The organism is Paenibacillus sp. FSL R7-0048 (genome assembly GCF_038004505.1).
Classification (GTDB): Bacteria; Bacillota; Bacilli; order Paenibacillales; family Paenibacillaceae; genus Paenibacillus_AQ; species Paenibacillus_AQ odorifer.
In genome coordinates this window covers 2,123,067-2,149,402 of record NZ_JBBORF010000001.1, presented here as the reverse complement: position 1 = coordinate 2,149,402, position 26,336 = coordinate 2,123,067, and the positions used below count along the sequence as shown (strand labels likewise).

30 protein-coding genes are annotated in these 26,336 nt (G+C 41.3%); 8 read left to right on the top strand and 22 right to left on the bottom strand.

Annotated features, from left to right (window positions below; translation table 11 throughout):
* Nucleotides 1-93: 93 nt before the first annotated feature.
* The 10 genes from NSQ91_RS09290 to NSQ91_RS09245 form a co-directional block, all read right to left on the bottom strand.
* The gene (locus tag NSQ91_RS09290; RefSeq protein ID WP_076303949.1) at nucleotides 94-1,119 is read right to left on the bottom strand and encodes an AI-2E family transporter; all 1,026 of its coding nucleotides are present in this window, start codon (nucleotides 1,117-1,119) and stop codon (nucleotides 94-96) included.
* A gap of 47 nt (nucleotides 1,120-1,166) precedes the next feature.
* Entirely contained in the window at nucleotides 1,167-1,661 is a 495-nt protein-coding gene (locus NSQ91_RS09285) for a DedA family protein (protein ID WP_076100017.1), read from the bottom strand.
* A 7-nt stretch (nucleotides 1,662-1,668) separates the two neighbouring features.
* Nucleotides 1,669-2,193 carry a CDP-diacylglycerol--serine O-phosphatidyltransferase gene (pssA, locus tag NSQ91_RS09280; RefSeq protein ID WP_036684073.1) on the bottom strand — a complete coding sequence of 175 codons (525 nt, stop codon included), beginning with the start codon at nucleotides 2,191-2,193 and terminating at the stop codon, nucleotides 1,669-1,671.
* A 42-nt stretch (nucleotides 2,194-2,235) separates the two neighbouring features.
* Nucleotides 2,236-3,990 (bottom strand): sensor histidine kinase, encoded by a 1,755-nt coding sequence (locus tag NSQ91_RS09275; protein WP_076124801.1) that lies wholly within the window; start codon nucleotides 3,988-3,990, stop codon nucleotides 2,236-2,238.
* Complete coding sequence (locus NSQ91_RS09270; RefSeq protein ID WP_076191082.1) at nucleotides 3,987-4,667, bottom strand: response regulator transcription factor; 681 nt, start codon at nucleotides 4,665-4,667, stop codon at nucleotides 3,987-3,989. The genes NSQ91_RS09275 and NSQ91_RS09270 overlap by 4 nt, the downstream gene beginning before the upstream one ends.
* A gap of 164 nt (nucleotides 4,668-4,831) precedes the next feature.
* Nucleotides 4,832-6,190, bottom strand: coding sequence for a hemolysin family protein (locus NSQ91_RS09265; RefSeq protein WP_076187132.1), 1,359 nt, complete (start codon nucleotides 6,188-6,190; stop codon nucleotides 4,832-4,834).
* Between the two features lie 20 nt (nucleotides 6,191-6,210).
* Entirely contained in the window at nucleotides 6,211-7,347 is a 1,137-nt protein-coding gene (gene yfkAB, locus NSQ91_RS09260; RefSeq protein WP_036684078.1) for a radical SAM/CxCxxxxC motif protein YfkAB, read from the bottom strand.
* Between the two features lie 221 nt (nucleotides 7,348-7,568).
* Nucleotides 7,569-8,681 carry an HD-GYP domain-containing protein gene (locus tag NSQ91_RS09255; protein WP_076187093.1) on the bottom strand — a complete coding sequence of 371 codons (1,113 nt, stop codon included), beginning with the start codon at nucleotides 8,679-8,681 and terminating at the stop codon, nucleotides 7,569-7,571.
* 144 nt (nucleotides 8,682-8,825) lie between these two features.
* Nucleotides 8,826-9,653, bottom strand: coding sequence for an undecaprenyl-diphosphate phosphatase (locus NSQ91_RS09250; protein ID WP_340917484.1), 828 nt, complete (start codon nucleotides 9,651-9,653; stop codon nucleotides 8,826-8,828).
* A 73-nt stretch (nucleotides 9,654-9,726) separates the two neighbouring features.
* Entirely contained in the window at nucleotides 9,727-11,166 is a 1,440-nt protein-coding gene (locus NSQ91_RS09245) for a bifunctional metallophosphatase/5'-nucleotidase (protein ID WP_076303948.1), read from the bottom strand.
* A 137-nt stretch (nucleotides 11,167-11,303) separates the two neighbouring features.
* On the opposite strand from NSQ91_RS09245, the gene NSQ91_RS09240 reads away from it, so the two are divergent.
* From NSQ91_RS09240 to NSQ91_RS09230, 3 genes are all read left to right on the top strand, one after another.
* Nucleotides 11,304-12,017, top strand: a complete 714-nt coding sequence (locus tag NSQ91_RS09240) for a molybdenum cofactor biosynthesis protein (RefSeq protein ID WP_076303947.1) — start codon at nucleotides 11,304-11,306, stop codon at nucleotides 12,015-12,017.
* Between the two features lie 77 nt (nucleotides 12,018-12,094).
* Nucleotides 12,095-13,135 (top strand): HD-GYP domain-containing protein, encoded by a 1,041-nt coding sequence (locus NSQ91_RS09235; protein WP_076219643.1) that lies wholly within the window; start codon nucleotides 12,095-12,097, stop codon nucleotides 13,133-13,135.
* A 640-nt stretch (nucleotides 13,136-13,775) separates the two neighbouring features.
* Nucleotides 13,776-14,024 (top strand): DUF7667 family protein, encoded by a 249-nt coding sequence (locus tag NSQ91_RS09230; protein WP_076124783.1) that lies wholly within the window; start codon nucleotides 13,776-13,778, stop codon nucleotides 14,022-14,024.
* A gap of 29 nt (nucleotides 14,025-14,053) precedes the next feature.
* Here NSQ91_RS09230 and NSQ91_RS09225 read toward each other — a convergent pair whose 3' ends face one another.
* From NSQ91_RS09225 to NSQ91_RS09215, 3 genes are all read right to left on the bottom strand, one after another.
* The gene (locus NSQ91_RS09225; RefSeq protein ID WP_340917478.1) at nucleotides 14,054-14,212 is read right to left on the bottom strand and encodes a hypothetical protein; all 159 of its coding nucleotides are present in this window, start codon (nucleotides 14,210-14,212) and stop codon (nucleotides 14,054-14,056) included.
* Nucleotides 14,213-14,355: 143 nt separating this feature from the next.
* Nucleotides 14,356-16,194: an ABC transporter ATP-binding protein gene (locus NSQ91_RS09220; protein WP_172628886.1), complete on the bottom strand. Its 1,839-nt coding sequence runs from the start codon at nucleotides 16,192-16,194 to the stop codon at nucleotides 14,356-14,358.
* A gap of 26 nt (nucleotides 16,195-16,220) precedes the next feature.
* A complete protein-coding gene (locus NSQ91_RS09215) occupies nucleotides 16,221-17,981 on the bottom strand; it encodes an ABC transporter ATP-binding protein (RefSeq protein ID WP_036684103.1) in 1,761 nt (586 codons plus the stop codon).
* Between the two features lie 452 nt (nucleotides 17,982-18,433).
* Between NSQ91_RS09215 and NSQ91_RS09210 the strand changes: the two genes are divergently transcribed.
* Nucleotides 18,434-18,979, top strand: coding sequence for a hypothetical protein (locus NSQ91_RS09210; RefSeq protein ID WP_076191068.1), 546 nt, complete (start codon nucleotides 18,434-18,436; stop codon nucleotides 18,977-18,979).
* A 168-nt stretch (nucleotides 18,980-19,147) separates the two neighbouring features.
* On the top strand, nucleotides 19,148-19,588 hold the full coding sequence (locus NSQ91_RS09205) for a hypothetical protein (protein ID WP_076191066.1): 441 nt from the start codon (nucleotides 19,148-19,150) through the stop codon (nucleotides 19,586-19,588).
* Between the two features lie 263 nt (nucleotides 19,589-19,851).
* Here the strand turns inward: NSQ91_RS09205 and NSQ91_RS09200 are convergent, their stop codons facing one another.
* Complete coding sequence (locus NSQ91_RS09200; protein ID WP_076303946.1) at nucleotides 19,852-20,088, bottom strand: hypothetical protein; 237 nt, start codon at nucleotides 20,086-20,088, stop codon at nucleotides 19,852-19,854.
* A 77-nt stretch (nucleotides 20,089-20,165) separates the two neighbouring features.
* On the opposite strand from NSQ91_RS09200, the gene NSQ91_RS09195 reads away from it, so the two are divergent.
* Together NSQ91_RS09195 and NSQ91_RS09190 are read left to right on the top strand one after the other, a co-directional pair.
* Nucleotides 20,166-20,393: a helix-turn-helix domain-containing protein gene (locus tag NSQ91_RS09195; protein WP_076144367.1), complete on the top strand. Its 228-nt coding sequence runs from the start codon at nucleotides 20,166-20,168 to the stop codon at nucleotides 20,391-20,393.
* Between the two features lie 208 nt (nucleotides 20,394-20,601).
* Nucleotides 20,602-20,808, top strand: coding sequence for a hypothetical protein (locus NSQ91_RS09190; RefSeq protein ID WP_076303945.1), 207 nt, complete (start codon nucleotides 20,602-20,604; stop codon nucleotides 20,806-20,808).
* Nucleotides 20,809-20,956: 148 nt separating this feature from the next.
* Here the strand turns inward: NSQ91_RS09190 and NSQ91_RS09185 are convergent, their stop codons facing one another.
* The 7 genes from NSQ91_RS09185 to NSQ91_RS09155 form a co-directional block, all read right to left on the bottom strand.
* Complete coding sequence (locus tag NSQ91_RS09185) at nucleotides 20,957-21,451, bottom strand: GNAT family N-acetyltransferase (protein WP_036684115.1); 495 nt, start codon at nucleotides 21,449-21,451, stop codon at nucleotides 20,957-20,959.
* A gap of 240 nt (nucleotides 21,452-21,691) precedes the next feature.
* Nucleotides 21,692-22,141 (bottom strand): hypothetical protein, encoded by a 450-nt coding sequence (locus NSQ91_RS09180; RefSeq protein ID WP_036684122.1) that lies wholly within the window; start codon nucleotides 22,139-22,141, stop codon nucleotides 21,692-21,694.
* Nucleotides 22,142-22,278: 137 nt separating this feature from the next.
* Nucleotides 22,279-22,626 (bottom strand): RidA family protein, encoded by a 348-nt coding sequence (locus tag NSQ91_RS09175; protein WP_036684125.1) that lies wholly within the window; start codon nucleotides 22,624-22,626, stop codon nucleotides 22,279-22,281.
* A 129-nt stretch (nucleotides 22,627-22,755) separates the two neighbouring features.
* Nucleotides 22,756-23,100: a YolD-like family protein gene (locus NSQ91_RS09170; protein WP_076303944.1), complete on the bottom strand. Its 345-nt coding sequence runs from the start codon at nucleotides 23,098-23,100 to the stop codon at nucleotides 22,756-22,758.
* Nucleotides 23,081-23,326, bottom strand: a complete 246-nt coding sequence (locus NSQ91_RS09165) for a LexA family protein (RefSeq protein ID WP_076303943.1) — start codon at nucleotides 23,324-23,326, stop codon at nucleotides 23,081-23,083. Before NSQ91_RS09165 ends, NSQ91_RS09170 begins: the two co-directional genes overlap by 20 nt.
* Complete coding sequence (locus NSQ91_RS09160) at nucleotides 23,323-23,514, bottom strand: hypothetical protein (protein WP_076303973.1); 192 nt, start codon at nucleotides 23,512-23,514, stop codon at nucleotides 23,323-23,325. The genes NSQ91_RS09165 and NSQ91_RS09160 overlap by 4 nt, the downstream gene beginning before the upstream one ends.
* Nucleotides 23,515-23,827: 313 nt before the next feature.
* Nucleotides 23,828-24,625: a hypothetical protein gene (locus NSQ91_RS09155; protein WP_076303942.1), complete on the bottom strand. Its 798-nt coding sequence runs from the start codon at nucleotides 24,623-24,625 to the stop codon at nucleotides 23,828-23,830.
* 127 nt (nucleotides 24,626-24,752) lie between these two features.
* On the opposite strand from NSQ91_RS09155, the gene NSQ91_RS09150 reads away from it, so the two are divergent.
* Nucleotides 24,753-25,118: a hypothetical protein gene (locus NSQ91_RS09150; RefSeq protein WP_076220718.1), complete on the top strand. Its 366-nt coding sequence runs from the start codon at nucleotides 24,753-24,755 to the stop codon at nucleotides 25,116-25,118.
* A 921-nt stretch (nucleotides 25,119-26,039) separates the two neighbouring features.
* Here the strand turns inward: NSQ91_RS09150 and NSQ91_RS09145 are convergent.
* Entirely contained in the window at nucleotides 26,040-26,330 is a 291-nt protein-coding gene (locus NSQ91_RS09145; RefSeq protein WP_076303940.1) for a hypothetical protein, read from the bottom strand.
* Between the last annotated feature and the right edge of the window lie 6 nt (nucleotides 26,331-26,336).

The following is a 26,336-nucleotide window of genomic DNA, read 5'->3' as shown; positions in this document are numbered from 1 at the left end:
TAGCAATTTTTTTTGTGCAATGTGCATGACAAATAAGCTGTCTCCGGAAAAGTACCGAAAACAGCTTATAACTTGGGTTTTTTAGTATTCAGCTTAGGGCTTCGCTCTTTTGAACGAATCTTCGTGGGTAATCTCAAGGATATCCAACATAAATACAAAGATAGGAATACCAAGAATAAGTCCCCAGACACCCATATAATGCTCAGAGAACAACAACACGCTAAAGGTGAAAAACATCGGCAAATTCATTTTTGTGGACATCAACTTAGGATTCAAGAAATAGCCTTCGATAAAATGCAACACCGCAATAATCGCCAGCACATATGTAACTGTTATCAGACCGCCGATGTTGTAACCAATAATTAAAAGCGGAATGAGCGAAATCAAAAAACCAACCACCGGAATGAGACTGAGCAGAAAAATCAAAATCGCTAGGGCAAATAAATACGGGAAGTTAAGCAGCCACAAGCCAATAACAGTAAGACAGGTATTGAACATGGCAATGAGAATTTGCGCTTCAATTACTTTCCCAAAGGAAACGATGAATTTTCGGCTGAAATACTCCAGATCTATATAAAACCAGGCAATCCTGCTCTCTCTCATCCTAGAAGTGAAACTGACGACCCGGTTCTTCTCCAGAATAAACACAAAGCTTAAAATGGTTGATAGAACGAAAGTTGCACCCCAGTTGCTAACCTGCAGCACATAATCGATGCCTCTTTTGATATAGGACTGATAGTTAAGGTCCCTGAGCATATCATACAAATATAATGTAATCTTGTTCTGCGGAAGGTCCTCTGACTTGAGATTGGTGAGGAAGATGGCTAATTGCTTAATCTGCTCCAATACTTTAGGGAGATATTTTGCAAGGGCCAGTACAATCAATGCGATTAAAGCAAGGTATAAAATGACAATAATCACCTTACTGTTGACCTTCATGAATTTACCAATTCGTTTACTGAGCACAATCTGAAAGCTGTTCATGACAAAAGCAATCAGAACCGTCAGCAGTACCAGATTAAGCATCCCTCGAACCATGTACAGCAGCAACCCGATAAGTGCGAGAATAAAAAAGCGTCTGGTAGTACTATTCACGTAGAATCGCTTGAATACATTCATTGATCTTGCTCCATTCAATTGCGATTAATAATGTTAAACTTCAATGGCTATAAAAAGGAAAACTTAGCCCCCACAAAAAAGCCGATGGAAACAAAAAGGAGTGACCAGGTTAGCGCTCCTGCAGTCGTTATGAGTATATATTTTTTGAAAGACATAGCACTGATTCCAGAGATATAGCTCGATACATGCCTCAGACCTGGAATAAAATAAGCAATGAAAATCGCCCAGTTTCCGAACCGCAAAAACCATCTTTTCATACTGGCAAAACGCTTGGGTGTAAGGCCAACCCACTTGCCGAATTTTGCTACCACAGGTTGTCCTAGCCTTAAACCAATGGTATAGCTGATAAGCATTCCTGTGATGGATCCCATAAAACAAACCAATACGGAAAGTGAAAAATCCAAAACCATAACGGAGGATAAATAGCCTACAAACAGCATTAACACCTCATCAGGCACAGGAAGTCCGATAATCCCAAGTGCCATAAGGCCAAATATGGCTAAATATCCGTATTGTGAAATGAACTCTATAATCCAAGGCATGGGTGTATCACTTCCTGTTGAAGGATTTTTTAAGGGACGGAAATGGGATACGGCTGATCATCATTACGGACAGCAATGCCATTAATCCGATGACCAGTCCTGGTTTCATCCGTTCATCTAGTAAAGAAATCATCGAAAGAATGACTCCAGCAGCAGTAATGGGCATCCCCACGAACCCTTTGGAAGGCGCCGACAGATTAAATCTGGCCAAACGAAGTGCGCCACAGATCAAAAAGAAAACTGCAGCTGCAGGTCCAATCCAGTGGGCATCTTCTAACCTATACAACAAGATAAGGAAGGTAGGCGCTAAACCAAATGATATAATATCCGCCAATGAGTCCAATTGTTTACCGAATTCACTAGTACATTGCAATATTCTTGCCAGTAATCCATCCAGTACATCGCATATTGCCGCGAGCAATATCATTAATAAAGCTAGGCTATATCGTTCTTGAATCGTAAAATACAAGGATAGTGATCCTAGTCCCAAGTTTCCGAGTGTGCACGTTGAAGGCAACCAGTTCAATTTCATACAATTTCACCCCTTTCATAGCAGTATTTCTGTTAATTCGGTTTAACCTTCAAAGGTCACAGTAAAGCTGACACCGTTCTCCGTATTTTTCACTGTATAAAGACAAGCGTGCATATCTAGTATTCGCTTTGCAATGGAAAGCCCCAGACCCGTACCGCCTGTCATTCGACTGCGGGATGGCTCCGACCGATAGAACCGTTCCCAGATCTGCTCCAGCTGATCTTCAGGGATTGATTCTCCTATATTTTGAATAGTGAATACAATAGTCTGGGCATGACTCTCAATATTGACAGTGATAGAACTTCTTTCTTCCGCATGCCTGATAGCATTGGTCATAAAATTTAGCATAACTTGTTCGATCCAGTTCACATCCGCATAGACCGGTAATTCATTCGCAGGAATAATGATGACCTCCAAATGTTTTTCACTCAGCAAGTGGACCAGCTTGTCTGTCACCTTTTCCGTCAGTTCACTTAACATAAAGGAAGATTTCCGTAGTTTAATCGTGCCCGACTCCAACCGCGCTAGATCTAGCATATTTTTAACAAGAAACTCCATTTTATCGGCTTCCTCAATAATCACCTTAATGTAGTGATCCTGCTTGCCGGCACTAACGCCGTCTTCCAAACCTTCAGCAAAACCTTTGATAATACTGAGGGGTGTCTTCAATTCATGGGAGGCGTTGGCAAAAAAGTCCTGCTGCATGATCTCCATTCTTTGCTTCTGTTCCATATCCTCAACTAGCTGCTGATTGGCCTCTCTTAACTCCCCTAAAGCAGAGTCCAGACTTAGTGATAAGGTGAACATGCTGTTAGAAAGGCTGCCTAGCTCATCCTTCTGCCGAATCGATGTGTCCCCTGTAAAGTCCAGAGAAACCATCCGTTTTGCTATCTTGTTTAACTTAATTAGCGGACGCGTTACCATTTTCGAGAAAAAGAGAGAAAGCACCAGAATCAGGACAAAGCCACCCATTCCCAGATATAAAAAGAACCAACGTAAGGCATCGTTCGAATCCTTAACTTCCTGTAATGAAGTGACTGTGAATAGTAATTCAATTTCTCCGTTACTTTGCTTCAGGGGCAGAATAACCACAGAATTGCGACTCCCACTCCAGGGAGCAACCCAGTCTTGCTTCTGTATTTTCAAATTTTTAAAGTCTTCTATCTGCGCTGGTGTCAAAGGAAACCATTCCTCAAGAGCCTCAAACAATATTCCCTGGCGGGGATTCCATATTTTTAAATCAGGCAGTACAACTTCTGCAACAGTACCAGATGCATGAATCGTCCCAGTCTCTCCCGTCTCCCCTATGGTTCCGCCCCCTTTTTTTGTAATGCTTATGGGGTAGAGTATAACGGGTGAAGCACTGTCTTCATCCAGAAGTTCGCCTTCCACGCTCAACTGATCATCTACTTTAATGTTAGCTGCTCTCAGTGAATCTCCGTACTGATTCATGAATAGGGATAAAGAAACAACCATACTCTTCCCGTCATCATCGATTAGCTTTATATGAAATGGATCTTCTGAATTCATCCTTCCATCCAGCTTCAAAATAACCATTTGTGTTTTATTCCGCAGCATAAACCGGACAAGCTCCTGAGAGGTTCTAGTGCTTCCCCATGGTTCGCTAATATATCTTGCCGCAAAACTCTTAAGGTGTTTCTCCACACGGTGCTCTTTTTGCTTCTGATAGAAATTGTCAAACAACAGCAATTGGCTTAGAATCACCATGCCATAGAAGCAAAGGAAAAAGATAACGGTCATCACAAACAGTTTAAAAGTAATTCCCCGTCTTCTCATGCCTCTTCCTCGAACATGTATCCTGTGCCAATTACCGTACGAATAAAACGTGATTCATAACCCAATTTACTTCGCAGCTTTTTGATATGACTGTCCACAACTCTGGAATCTCCTTCAAATTCAATTCCCCAGATCCGACTGAGGATCGTATCCCTTGAAATAACAATCCCTTTATTTCGTATTAAAAGCCATAAAAGATCATATTCCTTAGGGGTAAGCTCCACTTCCGCATCTTCTACCTCCAACCGATGAGCCAAGGGATTGAACATCGCGGAACCAAATTTTATTATGCTAGACTCAGGCTGATGGGTGCCTTCAACCCGTTTCATAAGTGCATTTGCCCGGGCTACTAGCACCTTTGGACTAAATGGTTTTGTAACATAATCATCGGCTCCTAATTCAAAACCGTAGATTTTGTCGTCATCTGTAGACTTGGCCGTTAACAAAATGATGGGTACCGCTGATTTCTCACGAACTTCACGGCACACTTCGAAGCCATTCATAGCAGGCATCATGATATCCAGAATCAGCAGATCCGGCAGCAGTGAATCAAACCAAACCAATGCATCTTTTCCATTATCCGCTTCAAGTACCTCCCAATCATTCTGTAAGAAATAATCAGATACCAGTTCACGAATACGAATTTCATCCTCAACGAGAAGAAGTTTCTTTTTCAATCTAGACCCCGCTTTCAAACAATTAATAAACATTAGCATAGACGAGCGTTATGTCCTTTATGTGTCCACAAAAAACTCCCCCTTTCATGAGCCATACAGCTCTTGCAGGAGGAGTTCATTATATCCCTGATCAACCGGAACAATACGTTATAATTTTTAATAGGTTATTCTTTATCCTCATTGGGTTCTGATGAGGTTTCTTCGTCCTCCACACGTGGTTCCCGGTGGATATTAATTCTAGTGATACGCAATCTTGTCGATTCCTCGACTTCAAAAATAACATCTTCTACTTTGACACGTTTTCCTTTGGTTGGATTACCCTCCAGCTCCTTAAACAACCAGCCGCCGATAGAATCCACCTCATCGTCTTCAATCACGACACCCGTAAGATCGTTGACATCCTCAATCAGCATCCGGCCCTCAACAGAGATGTACTCCCCGTTATGTTCCACACTTGGACGCTCATCTTCGAACTCGTCATGCAGATCGCCTACGATTTCTTCCAGAATCTCTTCTGCTGTCAGCAAACCTGCCGTGCCGCCATATTCATCGACAACTAACGTCAGCTGAGCCTTATTCTTCTGCATAAAACGAAGAGTATGGCTGATTTCCATCGATTCCGGAACGTTAAGGATAGGCCGAACCAGAGTTGTAAGATCATTCTGTTGCTCCGGTGGAGCAAACAACAGGTCGGTAATATGAATAAAACCGATAATACGGTCCTTATCTTCCAGAGCAACCGGATAACGCGAATGTCTCGTTTCGGTAATAATCTTCATATTTTCTTCTAACGAAAGATTGCTGTAAAGCACATCCATATCTGTACGAGGCAGCATGACTTCACGTGCAAGCAGATCTGAGAATTCAAAGATATTATCCATTAGTTTCATTTCATCTTTGTCAATGACACCACTCTTGGCGCTCTGATTCATCAGAATACGTATTTCCTCTTCCGAGTGTGCTGCTTCACTTTCATTTGCAGGCTCCACACCGACCAACCGAAGCAACGCGTTGGCTGAAGCGTTCAGCACCCAGATAAAAGGCATGAACACATTATAGAAGAACATCAGGGGTGCAGATAACAACAGTGCCGAACCTTCTGTTCTTTGAATCGCGAGCGATTTAGGAGCAAGCTCCCCAAGTACAATATGTAAAAATGTAATGATCGAAAATCCAATAATCACAGATACGGTAGAAATCAGGGTATGATCGGTGATCCCCATCTGGTACATTAAAGGTTCGACCAACAGCTCAGAAATCGCGGGCTCTCCAACCCAACCTAAGCCCAGCGACGCAAGTGTTATCCCAAACTGAGTGGCGGATAAATAGGAATCCAGTCTCTTATTTACTTTCAGAGCATATCCAGCCATTTTATTACCTTCACTGACAAGTTGGGTCAGGCGGGACTGCCTGACCTTAACTAATGAAAATTCCGCTGCTACAAAAATACCGTTCAATAATACGAGCACCAGAACCAGCAAAAGATTAAGCAATAATCTCCCTACTTCAAATTCCGTATGCACCACTTAACAACGCCTCATTTCTACAGATTGATCGCTTTTCTAGTTTTGAAGTCAACTTCCGGATAATACATATCAGCCACTAACAGATTAGGTCCGCAGCAGCCTGCTGCATCGCAGTGGCAGTTCACCTTTTGGTTCAGCGGGTGTTTAGTCTGCCAATCGATAAATATATCATCCAGCTTTTGGTTCTCGATGTTGCCAAAGGCTGCGATATCAGCGAAATCTGTAACAAAAACATCGCCAGTAAACATGTTTACGTTCACTCGGTTCCGGCCATCCGGATCATTGCGAAGGGTAACATTCTTCTCGGCGCGCATTCTGCTTATCAGCTTCTGATCTTCTTCCAGGAAGCTGCAAGCAAAAAACGGAAGGGTCCCAAACAGCATCCAAATCTCCGGATCACGGGTATCCAGTAGTTTATGGATTGCCGTCCGCATTTCATTCAAGGACAACACTGGCAAAGCCGAAGCAAAACTGGAGTTGTACATAGGATGTACCTCATGCCGTTTGGCGCCCATATCGAGAATCAACTTATGAATTTCAGGCAGCTTAGTATGTGTACGGTAATTAATCATAGTTTCCGCAGAAATTAGCATACCATCCTCACTTAGCCGTCGAGAATTCTCAATCATTGCATTATATAACCGATATGCACTTTCTTTTGAAACTGCATGCCCGCTGTTGGCAAAACCAACTTCATGAAAATCGTCTCCGTTCACATAATTAAAAGAAATATGCATAACGTCCAAATACGGAAGCAGCTTTTCATATCGAGCATACGGCATCGTCAGATTGGAATTAATTTGCGATCTAATCCCCCGCTCTTTGGCATACTTTAAGAGCGGCACTATGATATTATCCACCGTTCCAGCCAAGAACATAGGCTCTCCGCCGGTAATACTAATCGTCTCCAGATGCTCTACTTCATCTAAACGGTCCAACATATTTTTAAGCGGCAGCATATCCCCTTCTCTAGAGGTTAAACTATCACCTACCGCACAGTGTTCACACCGCATATTACATAAATTGGTTACTGTGAATTCCACACTCGTTAGCACATGGCGTCCATGCTTACGTAAAGAAGTAATGGGATCCCACGGATCGTAGCTTGGCGACAGCTCCTTCGGTGAAGATGTTAATGGTCTTAAAACATTCATTTGTACTAGCTCCTTTAAATCTTATTCCTATTATTAACCCATAATCATGAAGATTGAACGGTGTCTTATCCTATATCATACCACGTTAGTCAGAAAAACTGCACTTCGGATGTCTTTCAGACTGTCCTTACAAGCTTTTTCACTGTAAAAAATAATAGCAGCGAGACGAAAAATAGGCTTCCGCGAGTTATGCGGACAAGCCTAATCTTCTCTCTTCGCTGCTATGATAAATATTTTGGCGTTCCCACAGAATCGCCTTGATCTGCGACGTCAACGATAACAACGGAGAGGGCTTTTCCTAGATCCCTTTCGAACGGTACGACTTTCTCTCCTTCAGGCCCTGTAAGCACACGTACAATCGGTCTGTGAGGCGTACTTGGGTCTATTTTGACAACAACTCCACTTTCACCCGTACTGAGCTTCACCGTAAGACCAAGAGGATAGATAGCCACACGATCTCTAAATAACTCTAGCTGCTTCTGCTCATACAATGTACCAGAACCTACATAAAGCGCCTCAACGGCTTGATGTGGCAGCATAGCCTTTTTGTAGACCCGGTTGGAGGTCATGGCATCGTAGGAATCAGCCACGCCCAACCATTTGGCATATTCATGAATTTGAGGTCCTTTTAATCCCCGCGGATATCCGGATCCGTCAATGCGTTCATGATGCTGAAGCGCACAATGAGCCGCGAGCAGCGGAATATTCGGTTCTTCCTTGAGAATCTGATACCCGATCTCGGTGTGTGCCTGCATATGGCGAAATTCATCTTCACTGAGCTTACCAGGTTTTTGAATGATTTTTATCGGGACTTGGGTCTTGCCAATATCATGCAGCAGCGCACCCAGACCAATCACTCGAAGCTCCTCTTTGCTGTACCCATGCGCAATGCCAAGCACCAAAGTGTACAAGCAGACATTCAGGGAATGGACGTACAAGTAGTTATCAGCGGTGTGCATATCAAGCAGCATGATCATCGGATCTTCTTGTAAAGACAAATCATCCAGGATGCTATCCATGATCTTTGAGAATTTTTTATCCAGATGGTAGAATCCCTTGCTTATTCCTGAAGCGCCTGTCATTTGCTGAAACTGATTACGAATCACCTTCAGTGCCTGATTACGTGTCTCATCTTGAAGCATACCTATAATTTCAACATCGTCCGTGACAGAGTCCTCTATGTAAATATAACCGATGTCAATTCTTGAAAGCCTCTTGATCAATGCATCAGTAAGCTCCACCCCATCCGCGAGGAGAGTTAGACCTTCATCATTATATATTTTTTTACCTAATTTCATGCCTGCTTGAAGCTGATTCACGGATACTAAACGCACTTAGCTCACTCCTGCCTTTAACGGTAAAATGCTATTCTGTTTTGAAATCCTTGGGTCACACGCTTTGTCTATACCGTTTATGTAGAGATCAGACAGGTGCACCATGAAGAACATCGGGTGTGTCTAGGTCTTTGCCTATGGGCATTAACGCATAATAAACAACCAGAATATAGCAGCAAGAATAAATCTGTAGATCGCGAAATGCGTCAATCTAATCTTTTGAATCAATTTCATAAACAAAATAACCACTACATAAGCCACTACAAAGGAAATCAGAAATCCAATTACAAAATAGCCAATCGTCTCACTAGTGAAGTTCTTATAAGAATCCAACATTTCATATCCGGAAGCCGCACACATAATAGGAATGGCTATAAGGAAGGAGAAATCCGCAGACGCTTTATAACTAACCCCACTTAACATCCCTCCGGAGATCGTAGATCCCGAACGGGAAAATCCTGGCCACAGCACTGAAATAATCTGATACATCCCGATAGCCAGCGCCTGTCCGTAAGAAAGATCGTCCAGCTCATGCGCTGTAATTCTAATTTTGCGTCTGTTTACCCATTCTGCGATAATCATTAGAATCCCGCCGGCGACAAGCGCCCAAAGAACAGTCGTGGCTCCAAAGAGACCTTTTATAAAATCGCGGGCAAAAAATGCCACAGCTAGTGCTGGGGCAATCCCAAGTATTACATGGATTAAGTTCAAACGAGACGCCGGCATCACACCGCCTCTTCCTGAGTTCTTACGCCCAATGCCCAGCAAATTAAGCACACGCTCGCGGTAAACAAGCGCAATCGCCAATATTGCCCCTAGCTGAATAACGATTTCATAAGTCTTCATAATCGAATCCTGCTCATCAAAGCCCAGAAGCTTCGAGGTCAAGATCATGTGTCCTGTAGAAGAAACAGGAATAAATTCAGTGATCCCTTCGACAATTGCTAAAATAATAGCTGTAATCGTGTCCATAATCTCCTCCTATTTTTCGGGAATCTAGCACTGTTTAAATGGAATCAAAAAGTATATCTTGTGAGCTGCAGGTTTACTCAGACTTGATCTCCCACCGAGTGAGCATACATTCATCAAGACTGTCCGGACGCTGCAATTCCATCCCAAGCAGGTCGCGTAAAAAATGAGGCAGCAAAAATACAGGATCCTTCCCATTGGCGATCGTCTCATAGCCTGCACGGAAAGTAAACATGTCCAGCGTACCAACATTATACTCTTTATCATCCTCCAGCGGGTTTCCTTCGACAAAAACTGCAATATTGTTATCATACGGTATCTTCTGCGGATCGTACAAGATTTTTATCCCATCTACTGCTAAGCTGCCCAGATAATTCCCGCGAAAGCCATACCCAAAAATCACCTTATTATAAAATTCTTCAGTAAGACTCTGCTCCAAAGCTATGCGAATATCTAGGCCTTTCAGCTTGATTACGCAGGTGTTAATGGGAGAAGGACATAGGGCGTGCAGCATTCCCGCTGTAACCTCCCCTTCAGGCAAAGGTCCTAGAAGCTGACCTGTGTTAACTATCGACAAACTGGTGCTTGTAAATCTACGTACAGCTTGGGCTAAAAGATTGCCAAAAGGGGATTCTCCCTGCAAATTCAAAGGAAGCTCACGATCTGTGATCGCAACGGTCTGCTGAAGAGCCTCACGACCACGCTCCAAATGAATAGTAGCGGCAGGACCTACAATCTCTTCCTTCAGTCCTGGGTCAATCGGAATACATTCACCCGCCACCAGGCTAAATCCAGGTTGTCCCTCTCTCCGCTCAAATTGAAGCCGCCCGAGGTAACGCCCGAATTTCCCGGCTCCACATACAGCTGTTCCGTTAATCATGAGCGGTTCTTCCAGCATATGATGTGTATGTCCACCTAGAATAGCATGCACACCTTCCAGCCGCTCTGCCAGAATTCGATCTGCGGGAAGCCCCAAATGAGAAAGGATGATTAGAATGTCCACCTGAGGAGCTAGAAGAAGGCATTGTTCCCGAAGGGTTGTCTCGGGATCCAGAGCATCCCAGCCCAGCAAGGAATAAAACGAAGTAAATGCCGCTGTCGCTCCAGTCACTCCTATTCTGATTCCGTCCTTCTCCAAGATGGCATGACGCTTCATCCAGTGGGGAGGTTCCCCTGTTGCAGTCTCCACAAAATTACAGCATACCACTGGACACTGTAACCCGGAGAAAATAGAGGATAACATCTCCTGTGAGAATGTTAACCCCTCATTATTACCGATGGTTACAGCATCATATCCTGTTAAATTAAGTACATCAATGTTAGCCTGACCCATAGTTCCTTCTGTCTCGACGGCTGCACGATCCATATGATCGCCAATATCCAGCAGCAGCACAGGCGCTTCTCCCGCTGCAGCTCTTTGTCTCCCGATTTCTGCTGCCAATGGACTCACCATTTCGAAATGGCTATGTATATCATTGGTATGAAGTATGGTCAGTCTTTGCGGCACATGCCCCATTAGCAACATTCCTCCTACCTGTTGAGCCGCTCTTTAATGAAGCAGCCGATGCATGATCTTATAGAGCCTAGCATAACATTTTCAGGCTCATTATGGTATATTGTAGACATTACAACATATTTCAGAGGTGAATAAGTATGCATATCACAATCCGCCTGTTCGCGGGTTTGGCTGAGATTATCGGTTCATCTTCTCTGACCTTTCATGCGACGGAGAATCCCTTAACCGCTGGGAAGTTAAAAGAACTCCTTACAACCTCTTATCCGGATGCAGCATCCCTAATTGGAACTTCTTTGGTCGCTATTGACCGGGAATATGCACCTGATGAATCCCTCATCACCGAGTCTGCCGAAGTTGCATTAATCCCTCCCGTTTCCGGGGGAGAGAATGGTTCTTTATATGAGAGCACTCCTGACGGCCTCTATAGCATAACGGATCTGCCATTAAATGCTGAGAAGCTTCTGGATGCCGTCCTCGATGCCAATCATGGAGCATCCCTATTATTTGTAGGAACTACACGCGAAATGACCGGAGAACAACGCACAACAGCATTAGACTATGAAGCCTATATTCCTATGGCCTTAAATAAGCTGAAAGAAATTGGTGATGAGGTACAAAATCGCTGGAATGCACGCTGCGCGATTTCCCACCGCATTGGGCTTGTTGGTCTTAAGGAAGCAAGCGTTATCATTGCTGTCTCCACCCCTCATCGCGATACCTGTTACGAGGCTAGTCGTTTGGCCATTGAACTGCTGAAACAGACCGTCCCTATCTGGAAAAAAGACATCAATGAATCAGGCCAGCACTGGGTAGGCTCTGAACAAAAGGCTGCCGATTCCCTCTACAATTAATCTTCACTCCTTTTTCATTGAAAAATCTGCACTTTGTTGATATTCTGGATAAAATCGGATAAAAGGTGGCATAGGCATTGAGAGTACACGTCTCGGATCTAAAACCTGGTAATCACCTCAACTCAGACGCTTATAGTTCAAGAGGTCTGCATGTATTACCAAAGGGATCGCTGCTCCAGATAGATGATATCGCCAAGCTGATGCAGCATGGAGTTGATTATGTTGATATCCAGACGTTAGTGGAAGAACCTGCCCCATTAAGCAGACCTTCAATTATTCAGACGGTGACCACTAGTTTTGATACCATGATTGACGGCTTTGAGAATCTTTATATGGAAGCACTATTAAAAGGAAGCTTTAACCAATCCGTGGTTAACGACATTCTTCAGCCTTCGCTTCAATCGTTGGACAAGCAAAAGGATGTAGTCTCCCTGCTGCTTCTGCTCGATCGCGAAGATAATTATACCTACAACCACTCTTTGCAGGTAGGTATGCTCTCTTATTATATTGCAATCTGGCTTGGGTATTCCAAACAAGAATGCTATGAGATTGGACGAGCTGGATATTTAATTGATATTGGAAAATGTAGAATCTCACCTGCTCTATTAAATAAGCCTGGAAAATTAACCGCGGAAGAATTCGAAGAAGTTAAACTACATACTAAGTACGGCTACGAAATTATCCGCAATTCGATGGATGACTCACATACAGCTTTGGCAGCCCTACAGCATCATGAACGTGAGGACGGCTCTGGCTATCCTAATAAGCTAACCAAATCCGAGATTCATCCTTATGCGCAAATTGCTGCTGTAGCTGACATCTATAGTGCGATGACTTCTAAACGCGTCTATCAGTCCAAGCAAGAGCTTATTTCTGTCCTACGTGAACTAAATGACCTCAGCTTTGGTAAGCTGAACGGCAGAACGGTTCAAGCCTTTATACAACATTTAATGCCCAACTTTATCGGCAAGCGTGTGTTACTGAACACGGGGGATACAGGTGTGATTATCATGAACAATCCAGTTGATATTTTCCGTCCGCTGGTAAAGATCGATGGATTATTTGTCGATCTAGCCCGCGAACGTAACGTTACGATTGTGGAAATCTACATGGACTAGGGCGTTACTTGAGGTCCTGCGTTGCTTAGCAGAAGGTTCAGAGCTGCTGTTTGTACACTAAATCCCCCGGTTTAACTACGGGGGATTTTTTAGTTGTACTTTGTGCAACAGAATCCATGTCTAGCGAGCTGAATGGTGATTTAGTTGTACTTTGTGCAGCAGAATCCACGTCTAACGAGCTGAATGGTGATTTAGTTGTAATTTGTGCAACAAAATCCACGTCTTGCGAGCTGAATTCTGATTTAGTTGTACTTTGTGCAACTAAATCCACGTCTAGCAAGCCAAATTCTGATTTAGTTGTACTTTGTGCAACTAGAATTAAGGAAAATGCTCTTTATAAGCACATTTCTCGAAAATAGCTGCACAAAGTGCAATTAACAGTATTTTTATAACGAGAATGATGGTTTCTATTGTACAAACTGCAACTAAAGATTGGTTTCCAGATTACTCCTCAACATTCCTCGATTTTCACCTCTCTCACCTCTCTCACCTCTATTGTTTCCTTCTGACTTCGAAGATAGTTCCTCCTACCCTCAACATAGTAAGGCCCCTCAATTTAATTATCTAACGTAACGTTTGAATTCCTCTTCTAATGGCGAGACTAATATGTGGTTTTAAATTGCTATAGGAGGAAAAAAGCATGCTTCCTGTCCATGAACGCCTTGCCGAGTTGTTCACCCTGAGCCGTAGACGGCAGCTTACTGCTGCTGAGGAAACGGAGCAACAGCAGTGCCTGCAAATTAATGCTACCTACTGCTATGAGATGGCCCGATTACAAAATGAAATCCTATTAGCGGAACAGACAGCTGATCTACAATGGCATCAAGATATTTGTGCACAAATGTTTGAGCTGCGTGTGACGGGCAGGGTATCCAAACGCCCCAAGTAACTGAATCATAGAAATCTTACCCTGCTGCATTATGTTCTTCCGTTCTGCCGTGCTTCCGTGCTTCCGTTCTGCTGTTCTTCCATTCTGCTGTTCTTCCTTTCTGATGTTCTTCCGTTCTTCCGTTCTTCCGTTCTTCGGTTGCCTTGTTCCGTAATACCTCTGCCATATTCCACTCTACTCTGATCCACCAAGCCCCGACCACCTTAATCACTATATCCCTATAAAAAACAGCCCACCCCGCAGTTGCCTAAGCAACTGGAATGAGCTGTTGTTCTGTTCTGTTCTGTTTTGTTGTGTTGTGTTCTGTTCCGCTATGTTCTGTTCTGTCGGTCTATAGGAAACGGAATTGCGCTTCGATCAGACCGTTGTATACCCCATCACGGGATGTCAACTCATGATGGTTTCCTTCTTCTTTAATCTCTCCGTGATCGAGGACGACTATTTTATCCGCATGACGGATGGTAGAGAGTCTGTGCGCTACGATAAAGGAGGTTCGGCCTTGAAGCAGGATTTTGAGTGCCTCCTGGATCTTCAGCTCCGTCTCCGTATCAATGCTGGCAGTTGCCTCATCCAGGATTAGTATCCGCGGATTTGCCAAAAGCGCCCGGGCGAAGGAGAGCAGCTGACGTTGTCCCATCGACAATGCGCTACCGCGCTCTTCCACCTCAGTCTCATACCCTCCGGGCAGCTTCATAATAAAGTCATGGGCATCCACGGCTTTTGCGGCATTTTCCACTTCTTCATCTGTAGCCTCCAGACGGCCAAAACGGATATTATCCCGAATCGTTCCCGAGAAAATAAAGGTATCTTGCAGTACGATTCCGATCTGCCTTCGCAGGCTGTCTAACGTAACCCCGCGGATATCTTCACCGTCTATCGTGATTCGGCCGCTCTTAATATCATAGAACCGGCCAATCAGGTTAATGATCGTACTTTTACCAGAACCTGTATGACCTACGAGCGCGATCGACTGTCCTGCTTGAACATCCAGATCAATACCTTTTAGTGCAGCCCGGCCTTTTTCATATTCAAAAATGACCTTTTCAAAGTTAATATCCCCACGAATCGTTCCCATTGGCTTAGCACCAGGATTATCTTGCACCGCCGGTTGCTCATCCAAATATTCAAAGATCCGTTCCGAGGAAGCCATTGCCACAAGCAGCTGATTGTACATCTGCCCAAGGCGATTAATCGGGTCCCAGAAGTTGCTGACATAAGAACTGAATGCTACCAGCATACCTACTGTGAGTTCTCCAGATTGGATCAGATAAGCCCCCAGCCAAAAGAGGATCATTGTTCCAAAACCACCTGTGACCTCAATAATCGGACCGAACGCCTGGTTCATCGCAGAGGCTTTGTTCCAGGATTTTTTGCTGTCGGTATTCATAACATCGAAATAATTCATATTTTCTTGTTCTTGGGTGTAGGCTTGTGTGACTCTGATTCCCTGAATCGATTCATTTAAATGAGAATTAATTCTGGAGTTCTTCATCCGCACATCCTGCCAAGCGATCCGAATCTTTTGGCGCAGCTTAGTTGAAACAAAGAACATAATCGGAACCGTAACCATTACTGCAAGACCTAGCTTCCAGTTAATCACTAGCAGAATAATGGTAATCCCCATAAGCTGCACGCAGTCAATCATCAGATTGACAACCCCGTTTGTGAACAGATCCTGCAGAGAGTTGATATCATTGGTTACCCGTACTAATACCGAGCCTGCCGGACGTTTATCAAAGAAGTTAAAGGAGAGCTTCTGAATATGCTTGAACAAATCTGAGCGCAAATCATAAATCACTCTTTGGCCTATGATGTTCGTGTATTTAATCCGGTATACTCCCGCAATCCATTGAATCAGATATAAGACGATTACCCCTGCTGTAAGCGAATAAAGCAGTGATAAGCTGGGATTCCCTACCTTTGGCGCAATTGCACGGTCAATGGCTAAACTTGTTAGGAACGGGACGGTCAACTTCGTGATGGTTCCCAGAATCATCATGATGGACACCAATGGAAGCATCTGCTTTGCATAAGGCTTCATGTACCCGAACAGTCTGGTGAATTGCTTCCAGTCAAAAGCCTTATCGATGACATCATCATCTTTATATACAAAACGTTCATCCAGTTCTTGCTGCTCGGCTGCTTTATTTTTTGCTCCCGTAGCGGTCATTGGTTTGGCTTCAAGTTTCATATGCCTCACTCCTCCCCTCTTCCGGTCGCTCTGGCCAGATAATCAGCATACTGTATCCGGTATACATCCTGATAAGGACCCGGCACTTCAATTAGCTCTTTATGGGTACCACGCTGCTGCACATGACCTTCGTTCATGACGATAATCTGATCCGCATGGCGCAAGGAGGAGATCCGATGGGCAATAATAAGTGTAGTGCGCCCCTTCATGACCTCTTGGAATCCGGCTTGAATCTCGTGCTCCGTCTCCATATCGACTGCACTGGTCGCATCATCGAGGATAAGAATCCGCGGATTCTTAAGCAGCGCTCTAGCGATGGCAATCCGTTGCTTTTGTCCACCGGAAAGACCCATTCCGCGCTCACCCACCACAGTGTCATAACCGTCTTCCATCTCCATGATGAAATCATGGGCTTTGGCAAGTTGTGCAGCTCGGATAATTTCTTCCATGCTTACATTCTTCAACCCATAGGAGATGTTGTTGCGAATTGAGGAGGAGAACAGGAAGGTCTCCTGAAAGACCGTCGCGATCTGTGAACGCAAGCTGCGAACATTGTATTCTCTGATGTCCATCCCATCCAGTGTGATGCTGCCTTCATTAACGTCATAAGCACGCATCATCAGCTGTGTAATGGTCGATTTACCAGAGCCCGTACCTCCAAGGAACCCTATAACCGCACCAGATTTGGCCTCAAAATCAATGTCTGTAACCGCAGGCATTTTGTTCCCATAAGCAAATGTGACGTGATTAAACGCTACATCTCCCTTAACCTCAGAAGGTACCAGTTCACGGGCGTTCTCTTTATCCTTCACATCAATATTCTGATTAAGTACTTCCAATACACGTTCTCCCGATGCTTTGGACTGTGTATAGTTATTAATATGGAATCCAAGACCCCAAATCGGTCCAATGATGTACCAAATTAAGCTGAAAAAAGCAACCAGTTCGCCTAGTGACATTTTCCCCTTAATAACTAACGTTCCGCCTACTCCAAGCAGAATAGCTGCACTGATCGATGCTAAAAACTCCATCGCCGGAAAAAACTTACTCCAGAGCTCAGCGGCAAAAATCTGGTTATTCTTATAACGTTCGTTGCGGTGTGAGAATTTCTCTACTTCATGAGCCTCTCTCGCAAATGATTTGACGGTGCGCACACCCGTGATATTCTCCTGTACAGCCGTTGTCAGAGAACTGAGTGCAAGACGCATCTCTTGAAAGGCCGGGTGAATCTTAGACTCGAATTTTAGCGCAATAAACGCCAGGATTGGCATCGTAATCAAAGTTACTAGAGTAAGCTGCCAATTGAGTGAGAACATCATAATCGAACCAAAAATGACCATAAAAAAGACATTCAGCAGCTGAGCAAAACCGAAACCGATAAAGTTACGAATCGCTTCCAAATCTCCGGTTAGCCGGGACATCAAATCTCCCGTTTTCGCGGTATCATAATAACGGAAAGATAGGAATTGCAGCTTCTCATAACAAGCATTACGCAGCCGGTATGCAAGAAAGTTACCTAGCCGTCCTCCAAAAAATCCATGTGCAAACTGCAGGCATGCTTTTACTATTACTACAGCTAACACGCTCAATGCGAGCACTGGCACCTCTGTAAACTTAAGTGGCACAATAACATCATCGATCAGCTTTCTTAACAAATTGGGGGTAATCAGCCCCACTGCAGTTGCAGCGGCCAAACATATAATCGAAAGAATCAGAAAATGCAGCTTCTCCCGATAATAACCGCGCAGTTGCCTGAGAACATCCATATCTCTCCTCCTTAAGGCTTACTTAGTAAGCATTTTTTTGTATAAAGCAAATGTTACATCGTAAGCTAGCTTTTTTTAGCGCTTACAATTTAGTGACTTTAAGCAGTGTATCATCCATAATTTAATGCGGCAAAGGGGAGAATTGCGCGTTTTTGCGGTTATTTCGGAAAAAAGCAGCATCTACATGATATAAAGGACCCTCGTTATCTTAAAATGCTCGTGTTTCCTCCTTAATCCTGATGAATTAAGAATCTACAGGATTATTGTAATCATCGTGTAATATTAGGAGGACCTTTATTCGGTTTTTTGCATAATTATTGGAATTTATTCCGGGATACGAAGAGTTCACTTTTTCGCCGTCTTAAATTTGCTTCAGATGTAAAACTTTTACCACAATTTACCGTAATATAGTAATACAACACTTTTTACTTATATTATGGAGGGGAACTATATTGAAAAAGCAGCTTGTTTTATCTTGTATTATCGCCATTATCCTTCTTTCAGGGTGTAGCAATACAAATAACAATAACCCTACGGACGCAAACACAGCGATCAACGAATCTAAAAACTTGTTTAATTTCGGGGAAATCTCCTCAAAAACTGATACAGCACCCTCACCTGAAAAAATGCTAAGAGAAATAAGCAATTTTGTTATTGCTGACATTTGGAATGTTGGGTTTGTAGATGTTATCTCATACACTAGAAGTGGTACAAGCAGTACAGGAGCGAGCATGGACATTGACTTTACGATCGAACAGCTTGGCAAAGCCATGGAAGAGAAAAAAGAATACGATACATATATGAACGAGTTAGATACTAAGTATGATTCTATAAAAAAAATATGGGCCAAGCTTTCCCCAGAAATTGATCTTTTATATAAACAGATCCAGGAGACACCTCCAAAAGCAAACGATAACAGCTTAAAACTTGATGCAGGTAAATTTAATCAATATTCAGAGGCTTTTAGTAAAGAAGTGAATGATCTGGCAAAACAGTAGCCTATACCATATAAAAACCCCCGCCAAGTGATTGGCGGGGGTTCTGTTTATAATTGGGTTTTAGCAGCGTTTCATATAATCAACCCGCTATCTGTTTGTATCTTACACACCATTCTATTTTTTCTCTCATAAAATATAAAATCTACAATGAGAGGTTAGGTGAATAGGATGAGTATACAGTTTCTTGATATGCGAATTTCACAGGGCAGCACTATGGATGCACAAAGTCTTAATTTAGTTCGTTCAAGTGCAATTTTCGGTGACATTGGACTTCAGACAGTAAATGTTACACCTGCAAATGCAGGCTTAGTGAGAGTCACATTGAATGCTTTTGCCAGACTTAGTGTTGATGTCAGCATTATAGTTCAGAATGATGTTACTTTTAGTATTTACCGCAATAATATATTAATTTTTAGTACAACTTACCCCGGAAACATTAATAATACAACGACCCAATATGAAATGGTTGGAATCACCGCTGTCGACTATCCGCCTTCAACCGATGTGCTTACCGGCCAGATCCAATACACCATTGTAGCATCAGCGATTAGAACGGCATCTCTGGGAGCCAGATCCTTCAGTGGAATTGCCGTTGCCGGAAATGGATAATTGAAAATATTAAAGGTGTGTCCCCGGAGCATTCGGGGATTTTTTCAATTGTGCCAATAAAAAAGCATCCGTAGAAAAATATCTACGGATGCTTTGAAGAAATATAAGCGTTGGGAGGACAAGCCTCCATTCATAAGCGCTCTAATTAACCGATAGAACCTTCCATCTCGAACTTAATTATTTTTGGCTTTCACATCTATTCAAATCGTGTTTCTTCTATTATAAATAGCAGACGTCATGTCATGCAGATTCATATCATTTCATTATCGAGGGGGCAAAAAAGGGGCAGGAATTAGTTCATTATTTTTGGACTCAAATAGAAATTTTTCATTGAGGTTGAATTCAAATTCAATAATCTCTCTGACAATATTCTCGATATCACTCGCCGCGCTTTCATTTGAATAAGTATTGTCTGTCTGAAGTTGCCAAAGAACAAAAGCAGTGTCCGCTTTAATCTTCCCTAAAGCATAGATATCAATTGCACAAACAGTTTTAACCAATTTCATTACTCCTCTCATTATGTATTGTGGTATAATTCGCTCGAACAGCAACCTAAACTGAAAGGAGTCATGGCAGCTTGCGCGTAACTCGCGGAAGGTGTCTACTCCAAGATTGGATCGACAGTAAAGGCTGGACTCAAGCAGAGTACGCCAAACGATCCGGTCGGCCCAAACGTATCATCTCCCATTTTTGCAATAATGAGAGAGTGATGAAGCCAGAAGATGAGTATGCAGCATCTCTCATATTTGATTGCAGAATGGAAGATTTACACGAATGGATTGTTGTACAAGACAACAAGGAGTAGGCTGTGCGGAAATCCGCACTTCCCTACTTCAATTGGGAGCATATTGCTCCTAAATCATTTTAAAGCCGTTTATTGGAATTTACTGTCGCTATATGTCGAAACGTCTATCGGTAATTAAATACAGACTTTAACAGTTAAGACCATATTCATATAACAACGACAATTAATACTACGAAGTAAGGAAAATTTGCCTTAGGGGATGGAAGAAGTGAAAATCGAAGAGTTAACGCTTGGACTTCGCGTACGTGTCAAAGACGGTTTCCATATTGGCAAGATCGGTATTGTTATAGCTAAAGGAACACAAACTGTCTTGCTCGATATTGGCGAGCCATTACTTATTAGTGAACTACCTGAATATCTGGAACCTGCACCTGAGGATCCATTACCACCAGGATGGGAAGAAATGGAGGTATAAATTATCTAATTAAAATGCCTCATCAGTGATTATACTGATGAGGCATTTTAATTAGATAATTGTTTTAGGGTCTTATTGTCTTTATTGAGCTATCGTTTCCCGTTAGCGTAATGAATTTTACCGAATGTTCCGATGCGTGATTATGGTGTTATTTGTAGTTCCTACCTTCTAAAGAATATACATAATCTATATGTTCTCTAACAAAACCCTCAACTTTTCTTTTTTTATGTATTTTGAATCCAACACTCTCATACATTTTTTGAGCAGGTATAAAGTCGATATTAGTAGTTACAACAATTTTCCTAACATCATTTTTTATGATTCTATTAACAGCTTCTTGAAGCTGCATTTTACCATAACCATTGCTTTTTTGTTTTGTAGCAATACAATTATGTCCGATTTCCACATAATCAGGTACATTTCTTGGGTCCCATGAAACAAAACCAATTGCTTCACCGTTTAATGTAGTAATAAACCCACATTCATCTGCAATCTGTAAATTATCAAAGAAGAAATTATCAAATTTCTGCCAATCCGCACTACAATTTTGTTCATATCTACAATCAAATAAGTAAGCATCTGTCAACAATTCAAAGATTAAACCACGGTTAAAATCACTTACTTTTCTAAATTTAATACTCATAAAATAATCTCCTTTTCTTTGCTTAGATGTATAATATTAATTTCTCGTCCATATATTTTCAAAATATTTTAGCTTGTATGTCGCATAACGTTAATCACGAAGTTCGTAAATACTCCATCTCAAAAAGAATTCGAGAAACGATTGAGCTATCCTGCCCGTTACTTCAATATAAAAAGCAGATTGCATTAGCAGTCTGCTCTTTACGCTATCGTTTCTCGTTAGTTGAACGAGCAATTCGTCTTATTCTTCGTACAACCATTCAAAATCATCATGTAGAATATATTCGTTTGGTCCTAATTCCATTGAATAACTTGAACAGACTATATCCTGTTGGTTATATTCGTTTCCGTTATCAATTCCTAAATAAATATGTTGAAGTAGTTTGTTTGATTTTGCTCGCTCAGGGACTCTTTCAAGCATCCTTGAGGATTTAACAATTGCAGAACGATAAAATTCGCTCCATTCATCAAATTCCATACAATAAGGCAAGTTAGCGTAAACGACACCTGAGAAAGTTAAAATTGCTTCCCTAACCTTATATGTGAAATTATGTTCACCTCGGTCAACACGCTCAACTACCTTTAAAAAGTGAACCTCAATCGATTTGTTTTCGTGGTCTACTATTAGTTTTTTTATAACTGAATCATACAGTTGTAAATCATCATTATTTTTATAATCTTCTATACTCATTTAATCCTCCCATATTGGGCTAGTTCCTTAGTTAAGTTATTCGCGAAGCAATGAATCAATCCTGCCCTATATCTTAATGAAAAAGAAGCACTGCGGATCGCGTGCTGCTTCTTCGTGCGTTGAACAAAAGTTTCTCGTTAGTTCAATCCTTTGTATGCTATTCCGTCAATCATCATAAGACAATCAGAGTCAAAAAACTCTGTCGTAGATGTCATTCTAGCAGGGAATTTATCCTTTTCAAAATACTCACAAAAAACCTGTTCCATTTCAGGTAAGTCCTTAATGTACTTTAGGTATACATTCACCTTAACAACATTATCCAGTGGTACATCAAGTTGATTAAGAGTCTCTTTTAAGTGTGAGAAAGTATTGTGAATCTGTTCTGTAAAGCTCTGTCCAAAACCCCGATGTAATCCGAGAAACACATAGTCACCAGCCGCAACAGCAGATGAATAACTAAATGGTGTTGAAATTCGATTTATCATATACATGGCCTCCTATGTATTAAGTTCCATAATATATTTTAGAACATACGTTTTAAATGTAAATATTTACTTGTTGGCTCTCCACGCAATCCTGCCCGTTAGCTTAATACGAGATAAAGCGACACTCGATTAAGTGATTGCCTCAATAACTTCCTCTAGTTTAATCCATTCCCACTCGTCATCATGATGGAACTTAATCTGTTTCAACTGCCGATCGACTCTCATGACTATTCCATGGATGGATCTGTCCTCATATTCCCCAAACAATGTAATCGTGATCGGACTGCAATCCTCTAAAGATTGAGCTAATACCTGTGAGATTTCAGCTAATGCTTGGGGATCTAAATCAGGCTTTGATCGCACCTCTTCTTTCAGCGAATCATCCAGAATCCTATTTTTATGCTCAGGTATTATCAACCGACTTCCCTCCCATAGTCCATTACCTTCAAGTTTCTTACGCTGTTGTGATTTCATTGTCTTCGTCGACTCCCTTAATAACTCTCAACGCTCGTGGCATGTTCTTACCTTTCTGTATGTACCCCTTGATCTCTAAGCGCTCCATGTGCGCATGTATTACCGCTGTAGATGACAATCCTACCTCCTTGGCAAGCTCCCGCAAAGTAGGTGGAAAGTGATTGACTTTGATCATCTTAATCAACGCTTCAAGGACTTCTTTTTCTTTATTCGTTAATGGCTTCATGCAATTGCTCCTTTATCACTTGGCTGCCAAGCTAATATGTTTACCATTAGAAACACTCTTGGCGCTCCTGTATTTAAGCATGTTGCGCGAATCTTGCCGTCATTCATGCTTTTAACTTCAATTTTGCGCTGAGTAATCTTGCCGACTTTATCTAAGTAAACAATTTCAACGGTTTGACCAATCTGCATTTGCAAGTTGATAGCCTTCCAAAATAAGAACGTTTGTTTGTATTATAACCAAACATACGTTCGAAAATCAATGTAAAAAAGAGCCACGATTATTCTCCGGGCTTCTTTGTGTATTCAATTAATTTGATTACTTTTTCTTAGAGGTTTTCGTTATTGTCATTTCTAGACCAACCTTTGAATTTGTTTTGTCTAACCTCACAGTTAACTTCTTGAATATAAAAACACACTACGAGCTTAATAAGCGTAGTGTGTTTTTGTTCATCATTCAATTTTTAAAATCTCATTTATTAAAATCTCATTTATTAAAATCTCATTATTCTGGCCATTGTGGGAAAGTTCCTAAAACCATTACCCCAAAAGTATATTTCCAAGTCGTGCTTCCTCTTTTAAGTTGCGTTGTGAATTTCACTCCAATTTGAGTGCCTAATCCACTAGTTAATACGGGTTCCCAATTATAATTTTGGACTTCAAATAAATATGTATTTCCAGATATTATATTCCAAGGATTTCCGGGGTGATTGCCCTCATTTGTATAATTTTGATTCGTGACGGCTCCGTTTTTTCCAGGACCGACCTGTATGATAGTCGAGTCTGCAGTCATAGATGAAATCGTAGAATCTTCTTTGTCCCAACGGACATAGGCTTTATCCATTCCAGTATACATGTCATTATAATAGGTACTAGAATAGATCGTTATGGATAGATTCACACCTCCGGAAGGATCCCATTTATTATCTCCCTTAAAGGCTCTCAAACTAACATCAGTTTTATACTGTGTTCTTTCTTCACCTGTTTCAAGGTTTTTAATATCACGGATCTTGTGTGTTTCATTTTTGAGGATTTCAGTTTCTAATGAACTTTCCGTTTCACCATCCGTAGACAGTAGGAAAGCCTTCTCATTACTGTTATCAAAAAAACGAGCAGCCTTCTGTTCACTCACATTGTAATCTAAATCCGTCTCATCGTAAGCTTTGGTTACTATAAAGCCTTCCGGAATAAAATCATTATCAACATTCTCTACGCTTTTAGCTGACACAATACCACCTACACTAGTCAAAGACAATGAAAAAATAAGCGTTACAATTCCAAATTTAATTCTTTTTTTCAACATTTCCAAATTCCTCCTTTTAATGTGATATATAGACACTATACCACATTAAAATAGTATTACTAGTATATTTTCCATATTTATTGTATTATTTTAGTAGATTAAAATACATTAAAAGTAGGTGTCCATCATGAAAAAACTATTTTTATTAAGTCTTTTGCCATTATTATTTTTGATTGGTTGCTCTGATAAAACTCTCAGTTGGGAAGGACAAAGTGCTAATTGGACCGCTACAATAAAAAACGAAAAAAGTTCAGAACTAACTAACTTCACTATTAAATATATCGGAGAAGAGAAAGAATTAACTGCTATCTCTTATCAGTTTGCAGGGCAAGTTATAACAGCTAAAGGGCTGTACGATGATAAAACTTATCCAACTTCATTTCAAATTCAATCAACTTCAGAGAAAAATATGGAACACGAAGAATCTTCGGTAAAACTTATAATTAAGTGGAACAATAGTAATGAAGAAATCGTACAATTAAAGAAAAATTAAACTTTTATGAGATATATCACAATGTTCACTCGTGCCGTTCGATGTAAACCTAGGCTTAGAGCAGTAATAGAAACTCCGAAATCGTTTTCAAGTAAATTAATGAGCAGATCAACAAATACCCCGCCAACCACTTTAGGTTGACGGGGTATTTGTTATACATACTTAAGCCAAAACTATCCTAAATTCAAATTCACTTCTCATGTAATAAGCATCATTAGCCTTAACGCTAACTCGGCTCCATTTCTGGACTGGAACGTCCGCAACTAGGTATAAATATCTGCCAGCCAGTTTTTACGTAATCTCTTCATTTTTCTTTAAAATTTATGTTTTTGATTATTAATATAATGGAGAATAGAATTAATAGTATAAATCCTACTAACGAAATTATATTAGTAATAAAAACTAACAACACACCAAATCTGCTTGTTCCATAACCACTCTCGAACATTCCAAGTTTAGCGTAACTAAGGATAGGATTATTTAATAAAGCGAGTATAACACTACCCAAAATACAATAAAGCAATTTCGAATTTTTCCCCATTAAGATTAATCCTCCTATATTTTTAATTTAATATCCAAAAAATGCTTTTACCGACCTCTGAATAATTAATATAAATGATTTGGAACATTATGTATATGTGCTCTATATCACTGGTGAGGATAGTTCTCTTGAAATCAAAAAAACCCGCAAACCAATTAAGGTTGCGAGGTTACTTTATGTATGCTTTAAATTCAAACCGTTTCCCAATAAAACGACTGCCTAATAACTTAATCGATTCATCCAGTCCGCCTTTGTCCATTAAATGTTCTATTGGATCGGGATCTAGTCTAAACCGTACAGATACCATTGACTGCACCAATGCTGCCGACAAAAAGTCTGGGTTACTCTCCAAAATTGTATGAGATTCTTTCATAATATAATTATTCTGTTAATGATTGACTTTGCATTCTGTCACTTGCTGATAAAATCCTTGCATCAGCCATAAACGCTTTTAATCCAAAAGAAGTAACTACAATTTGAACAATGAACCAAATCCAGAAAGCTACTAACTTAGAAACTTCGTTATTTCTATTGAATAGATAAATAGCACCGCAAGTTATAAGTGACATCACAACCAAGAAAATCATCGTGGGCCAAAGACGCTTAAATATAATCTTAGTAGTATCTGAATTCCCTATATTAGCTGCAGCACTGATAATTTGAGGGTCCAAATTCAA

Bases quoted from the DNA above. Each gene is read 5' to 3' on its own strand.
- NSQ91_RS09290 (WP_076303949.1), bottom strand. From the start codon at position 1,119: ATGAATGTATTCAAGCGATTCTACGTGAATAGTACTACCAGACGCTTT.
- NSQ91_RS09285 (WP_076100017.1), bottom strand. From the start codon at position 1,661: ATGCCTTGGATTATAGAGTTCATTTCACAATACGGATATTTAGCCATA.
- pssA (WP_036684073.1), bottom strand. From the start codon at position 2,193: ATGAAATTGAACTGGTTGCCTTCAACGTGCACACTCGGAAACTTGGGA.
- NSQ91_RS09275 (WP_076124801.1), bottom strand. From the start codon at position 3,990: ATGAGAAGACGGGGAATTACTTTTAAACTGTTTGTGATGACCGTTATC.
- yfkAB (WP_036684078.1), bottom strand. From the start codon at position 7,347: ATGAATGTTTTAAGACCATTAACATCTTCACCGAAGGAGCTGTCGCCA.
- NSQ91_RS09250 (WP_340917484.1), bottom strand. From the start codon at position 9,653: ATGGACACGATTACAGCTATTATTTTAGCAATTGTCGAAGGGATCACT.
- NSQ91_RS09245 (WP_076303948.1), bottom strand. From the start codon at position 11,166: ATGGGGCATGTGCCGCAAAGACTGACCATACTTCATACCAATGATATA.
- NSQ91_RS09240 (WP_076303947.1), top strand. From the start codon at position 11,304: ATGCATATCACAATCCGCCTGTTCGCGGGTTTGGCTGAGATTATCGGT.
- NSQ91_RS09230 (WP_076124783.1), top strand. From the start codon at position 13,776: ATGCTTCCTGTCCATGAACGCCTTGCCGAGTTGTTCACCCTGAGCCGT.
- NSQ91_RS09220 (WP_172628886.1), bottom strand. From the start codon at position 16,194: ATGACCGCTACGGGAGCAAAAAATAAAGCAGCCGAGCAGCAAGAACTG.
- NSQ91_RS09215 (WP_036684103.1), bottom strand. From the start codon at position 17,981: ATGGATGTTCTCAGGCAACTGCGCGGTTATTATCGGGAGAAGCTGCAT.
- NSQ91_RS09205 (WP_076191066.1), top strand. From the start codon at position 19,148: ATGAGTATACAGTTTCTTGATATGCGAATTTCACAGGGCAGCACTATG.
- NSQ91_RS09185 (WP_036684115.1), bottom strand. From the start codon at position 21,451: ATGAGTATTAAATTTAGAAAAGTAAGTGATTTTAACCGTGGTTTAATC.
- NSQ91_RS09180 (WP_036684122.1), bottom strand. From the start codon at position 22,141: ATGAGTATAGAAGATTATAAAAATAATGATGATTTACAACTGTATGAT.
- NSQ91_RS09175 (WP_036684125.1), bottom strand. From the start codon at position 22,626: ATGATAAATCGAATTTCAACACCATTTAGTTATTCATCTGCTGTTGCG.
- NSQ91_RS09170 (WP_076303944.1), bottom strand. From the start codon at position 23,100: ATGAAATCACAACAGCGTAAGAAACTTGAAGGTAATGGACTATGGGAG.
- NSQ91_RS09165 (WP_076303943.1), bottom strand. From the start codon at position 23,326: ATGAAGCCATTAACGAATAAAGAAAAAGAAGTCCTTGAAGCGTTGATT.
- NSQ91_RS09160 (WP_076303973.1), bottom strand. From the start codon at position 23,514: ATGCAGATTGGTCAAACCGTTGAAATTGTTTACTTAGATAAAGTCGGC.
- NSQ91_RS09155 (WP_076303942.1), bottom strand. From the start codon at position 24,625: ATGTTGAAAAAAAGAATTAAATTTGGAATTGTAACGCTTATTTTTTCA.
- NSQ91_RS09150 (WP_076220718.1), top strand. From the start codon at position 24,753: ATGAAAAAACTATTTTTATTAAGTCTTTTGCCATTATTATTTTTGATT.